3 protein-coding genes are annotated in these 4,687 nt (G+C 66.5%); 2 read left to right on the plus strand and 1 reads right to left on the minus strand.

Going from position 1 to position 4,687, the window contains the following annotated elements; all coding sequences use genetic code 11:
* Positions 1 to 126: 126 nt before the first annotated feature.
* A complete protein-coding gene (locus BM060_RS15710) occupies positions 127 to 609 on the minus strand; it encodes a sigma-70 family RNA polymerase sigma factor (RefSeq protein WP_074980881.1) in 483 nt (160 codons plus the stop codon).
* 161 nt (positions 610 to 770) lie between these two features.
* Between BM060_RS15710 and BM060_RS15715 the strand changes: the two genes are divergently transcribed.
* On the plus strand, positions 771 to 1,775 hold the full coding sequence (locus tag BM060_RS15715) for a FecR family protein (protein WP_074980882.1): 1,005 nt from the start codon (positions 771 to 773) through the stop codon (positions 1,773 to 1,775).
* Positions 1,776 to 1,984: 209 nt separating this feature from the next.
* The gene (locus BM060_RS15720) at positions 1,985 to 4,447 is read left to right on the plus strand and encodes a TonB-dependent siderophore receptor (RefSeq protein WP_074980883.1); all 2,463 of its coding nucleotides are present in this window, start codon (positions 1,985 to 1,987) and stop codon (positions 4,445 to 4,447) included.
* Positions 4,448 to 4,687: the final 240 nt, after the last annotated feature.

Genomic DNA, 4,687 nt, shown 5'->3' on the forward strand with positions numbered 1-4,687 from the left:
GCGGCGCGTTACACCGAGCAAGAAGGCAGCTGGGTTCCCGCGTTCGCGGGAATGATGGGGTGTGAGGATGGTGCCTAGCTCAACCATGAAAGACGCATAACGCCCCAAGCGTTATCCGCCGCCCCCCTACCCCTGCCCACCCCACTGCAACAACCGCTGCCGACAATGCCGCATGGCATTGACGATATGCTTCTCCACCATATCCCGCGAAATCCCCAAACGCTCAGCGATCTCGGCATGGGAACACCCCTCGACCTTGCGCAGCAGAAACGCCTCCCGACAATTCTCCGGCAACTGCTCCAAGGCACGACGCAACATCAGCAACTGCTGTTGCTGGATAGCCTCGGTCTGCGGACAACGCTCATCGAGGCAACCTTCACGGTCCAGCGCCTCCAGATCCTCGTTGCGACGAATACGCGCCCGCCGGCGCAAGTCGATGCTGAGATTGACGGCAGTCTTGAAGAGGAACGCCCGCGGCTGCTCGATGCGCTCCTCGGCCTTGCGGTCGAGCAGGCGCAGGAAAGTCTCCTGGGTCAGGTCCGCGGCGGCATGGCGGTCCCCCAGGGTGCGACTGAGGAAGGCGGTCAGTTCCTGGTAGTAGCGAATCAAGAAAAAAGCGCTCCGCCCGTTAGGGGGCTTGCGGGTAAGATCGGCTCTCGCAGCCGACGCTGGCTGACAGCCCGCGTCGGAGGTAATTATAATCACTCGCATCAAGCCGAAAAGAAAGCGTGATCTGGGCACACTTCGCCGCCCAGTCGTGGAAGCCTTCGATGAACCAGCCCCCCGCCGAGCATGACGACCAGAGCCTGAGCGCCGAAGCCGCGCGTTGGTGCTCGCGCCTGCACGAGGCGGACTGCACCCGGGCCGAGCGCGACGCCTTCGACGCCTGGTGCGCGGAAGACCCGCGGCACCGCGACGAATACCTGGCGATGCTGGAAATCTGGCGCCTGGCCGATCGCCTGCAGGCCCCGGCGCGAGCGCCCCTGTCGCACACCCGCCGGGCCACGACGCGGCCACGGCGCTCGCGCATCAGGCGCTTCGCCACTGCCGCGGCCATCGCCTGCCTGGCGCTGGGCGCGGTCTGGTCGACGGGCTGGTCCGCCGGCTGGCTGCCGTCGCGCATCGGTTACTACAGCGCCACGGACGCGCCGCGCGAAGTGCGCCTGGCGGATGATTCGCAAGTGCGCCTGAACGCCCACTCCAGCCTGTTCTTCGCCCTCTACCGCGACCGCCGCGACGCCCGCCTGGGCAGCGGCGGCGAGGCCTACTTCAGCGTCAGCCACAACGCCCTGCAGCCGTTCACGGTACGCACCGACAACGGCAGCGTGCGCGTCACCGGCACCCGCTTCAACGTCTGGACCGACGTCAACCAGATGCTGGTCACCCTGCTGGAAGGCTCGGTGATAGTCACCCCGCCGCCTGGCGTGGACAGCAACGCCGCCCAGCTGACCCCGGGCATGCAGGCCCGCTACAGCAGCGCCACCGGGCAGCTCGAACTGGCCCAGGTGGCCCCGGGCGACGCCATCGCCTGGCTCGACGGCCGCCTGGTGCTGCAGGACCAGCCGCTGCAGGCGGCCATCCCGCAGATCAACCGCTACCTGGCCCACCCGGTGCGCCTGGGCGACCCGGTGGTGGCGGCCATGCGCATCGGCGGCATCTACGACACCAGCGACCTGCAGGCGCTGGTCGATTCCCTGCCCAAGGTGCTGCCGCTGGAGATGCGCCGCCACGACGACGGCAGCATCACCCTGGCCAGCAGGTACGCGCCGCTCTGAGCGTTGCGTCTGTCTCTTCGTAGGAGCGAGCTTGCTCGCGAACGAACTCCGCAGCGGGGCTGATTCGCGAGCAAGCTCGCTCCTACGAAAAGCCGTTACGAAAAGCCGTCGCTTCTCCCTCCCATCCATGCCCGCGAAAAAAAGTCTTCCGGTTTTTTCCGGTAGCCGCGTCATAGAAGGCTAATCATTCGCATTAATAACAAAACTGCATGGATCATAGGAGTGTCCCAGTGAACCGCAAGCCCCTGCACAGCAAGCGCAGCCCCCTGGCCCGCCTGGTCGGCGCCGCCGCGCTCGGCCTGACCCTGAGCGCCACCAGCGCCTTCGCCGCGCCGGTGCGCATCGATATCCCGGCGCAACCGCTGGCCTCGGCGCTGACCAACCTCGGCAGCCAGGCGCACCTGCAGATCATCTTCAACCAGGCCCAGGTGCAGAACCTGCGCAGCCCCGGCGTGCACGGAGAGATGGAGCCGGCGCGGGCGCTGGAGCAACTGCTGCGCGGCACCGGCATACGCTACCAGGTCGATGGCAGCCGCGTGACCCTGCTGGGCGCCAACGCCGCCGGCAACGACACCCTGGCGATGCCGGCCCAGGTGGTCACCGCCGCCCCGGAAGGCACCGACAGCTACGTGCCGCGCACCAGCACCAGCTCCAGCAAGACCGACACCCCGCTGCTGGAGATCCCGCAGTCGGTCTCGGTGATCACCCGCAAGCAGATGGACGCCCAGGGCGTGCAGAACGTCAGCCAGGCCCTGCGCTATGTGCCCGGCGTGCGCGTGGAGACCTACGGCCAGGACCCCAAGGGCTATGACTGGCTGTTCATCCGCGGCTTCAACGGCCAGACCACCAGCGACTACCTCGACGGCCTGCGCCAGTTGAACAACAGCTACACCTTCTTCCGCACCGAGCCCTATGCGCTGGAGCGCATCGACGTGGTCCGCGGCCCCTCCTCCACCCTGTTCGGCCTGGGCGACGCCGGCGGCATCATCAACCGCGTCAGCAAGCTGCCCACCGCCGCCGGCGTGCACGAGGTGGAACTGGGCTTCGGCAACCACGACCGCATCCAGGGCCGCTTCGACATCGGCGACCGCCTGGTGGACGACGGCAGCCTGCTGTACCGCGTGGTCGGCGTGGTGCGCAAATCCAACACCGAGTTCGAGTACGACGACGGCCACGAGGTCAAGGACGATCGCTACTACATCGCCCCGTCCTTCACCTGGGCGCCGGACGAAGACACCAGCTTCACCTTTCTCAGCAGCTTCATGAAGGACGACAGCGGCGGCACCATCGCGGTCAACACCCCGCAATACGGCCATACCGACAACACCCTGCTGGGCGACCACAGCTTCAACCACTCGTACCAGGACCAGTTCACCCTGGGCTACCAGTTCCGCCACCGCTTCAACGACAACGTCGAGTTCCGCCAGAACCTGCGCTACGGCCAGGTCGACTTCATCCTCAACAACATGCTGCCGCTGGGCACCGTGCAGAGCGCCGTGCCGGCCCTGGCCGCGCTGGTCCCGTCCCTGGCCAACGACGTCCTGCGCTCGCCGCGGCGCTGGGACGAGCACATGAACGCCTTCACCGTCGACAACCAGCTGCAGTTCGACTTCGACACCGCGGGCATCCAGCACACCCTGCTGACCGGCATCGACTATTCGCGCACCGAATCCGACGTCAAGCGCTACTTCGAGAGCCTGAGCCTGGCCAACCTGTCGTACTTCCTGCCGCTGCTGCTGGACCCGAGCAACCCGAAATACGGCCTGAACATCAACCGCCCGAGCACCATCCAGGTCAACTACGACCAGGACATCGACGCCGTCGGCTACTACGCCCAGGACCAGATCAGGTTCGACGACAACTGGCTGCTGACCCTCGGCGGGCGCTACGACAACGTGCGCAGCAGCACCGACGACCACATCGCCGGCAGCCACACCCTGGCCAAGGACGACGCCTTCACCGGCCGCGTCGGCCTGACCTACCTGACCGACTTCGGCCTGGCGCCCTACGTGGCCTACTCCGAGTCCTTCGTGCCCAACAGCGGCATCGACGGCAACGGCAACACCTTCGACCCGAGCACCGCGCACCAGTGGGAGACCGGGGTGAAGTACCAGCCCACCGACAAGCTCCTGCTGACCCTCGCCGGCTTCGAGATCGAGAAGACCAACGTGCTCACCAACGACGTGGTCAACGGCGTCAGCACCGGCTTCCAGAAGGCCACCGGCAAGGTGCGCTCGCGCGGCATCGAGGCCGAGGTGAAGGCCCAGCTCGACGAGCACTGGGACCTGCTGGGCTCCTACACCTACACCAAGACCAAGATCCTCAAGAGCAACAACGGCGACGAGGGCAACCGCTTCGCCAACGTGCCCGAGCACATGGCCTCGGCCTGGCTCAACTACACCTTCCGCGAGGGCATGGCCAACGGCCTCAGCGTCGGCGGCGGTGTGCGCTACACCGGCTCGGTGTACGGCGACAACGGCAACACCTTCCACGTCGACAACTACACCCTGTACGACGCCGGCGTGAGCTACCCGGTGAACAAGAACGTCACCCTCTCCTTCGCCGCGCAGAACCTGTTCGACGAGAAGTACGTGACCACCTGCGACGACATCGCCGAGTGCTACCCGGGCGAAGGCCGCACCGTGCTGACCAGCGTCAAGTACGCCTGGTAGGCCCAGGCCATTCCCCTGTAGGAGCGGACCTTGTCCGCGATAGCCGGACATCTCGGCGCGTTTCGCGGATGAGATCCGCTCCTACGCCGCCCCACCTGCGCCATTCCAATGTAGGAGCGCGCCCTGCGCGCGAAATCGCGGGCAAGGCCCGCTCCTACAGGTTGCCGGGAGGCACGGTATTCCTTCCCCGTAGGAGCGGACCTTGTCCGCGATAGCCGGACGCCCCGGCGCGTTTCGCGG

It is taken from the genome of Pseudomonas citronellolis, assembly GCF_900112375.1.
Classification (GTDB): Bacteria; Pseudomonadota; Gammaproteobacteria; order Pseudomonadales; family Pseudomonadaceae; genus Pseudomonas; species Pseudomonas citronellolis.

Bases quoted from the DNA above. Each gene is read 5' to 3' on its own strand.
- BM060_RS15715 (WP_074980882.1), top strand. From the start codon at position 771: ATGAACCAGCCCCCCGCCGAGCATGACGACCAGAGCCTGAGCGCCGAA.
- BM060_RS15720 (WP_074980883.1), top strand. From the start codon at position 1,985: ATGGATCATAGGAGTGTCCCAGTGAACCGCAAGCCCCTGCACAGCAAG.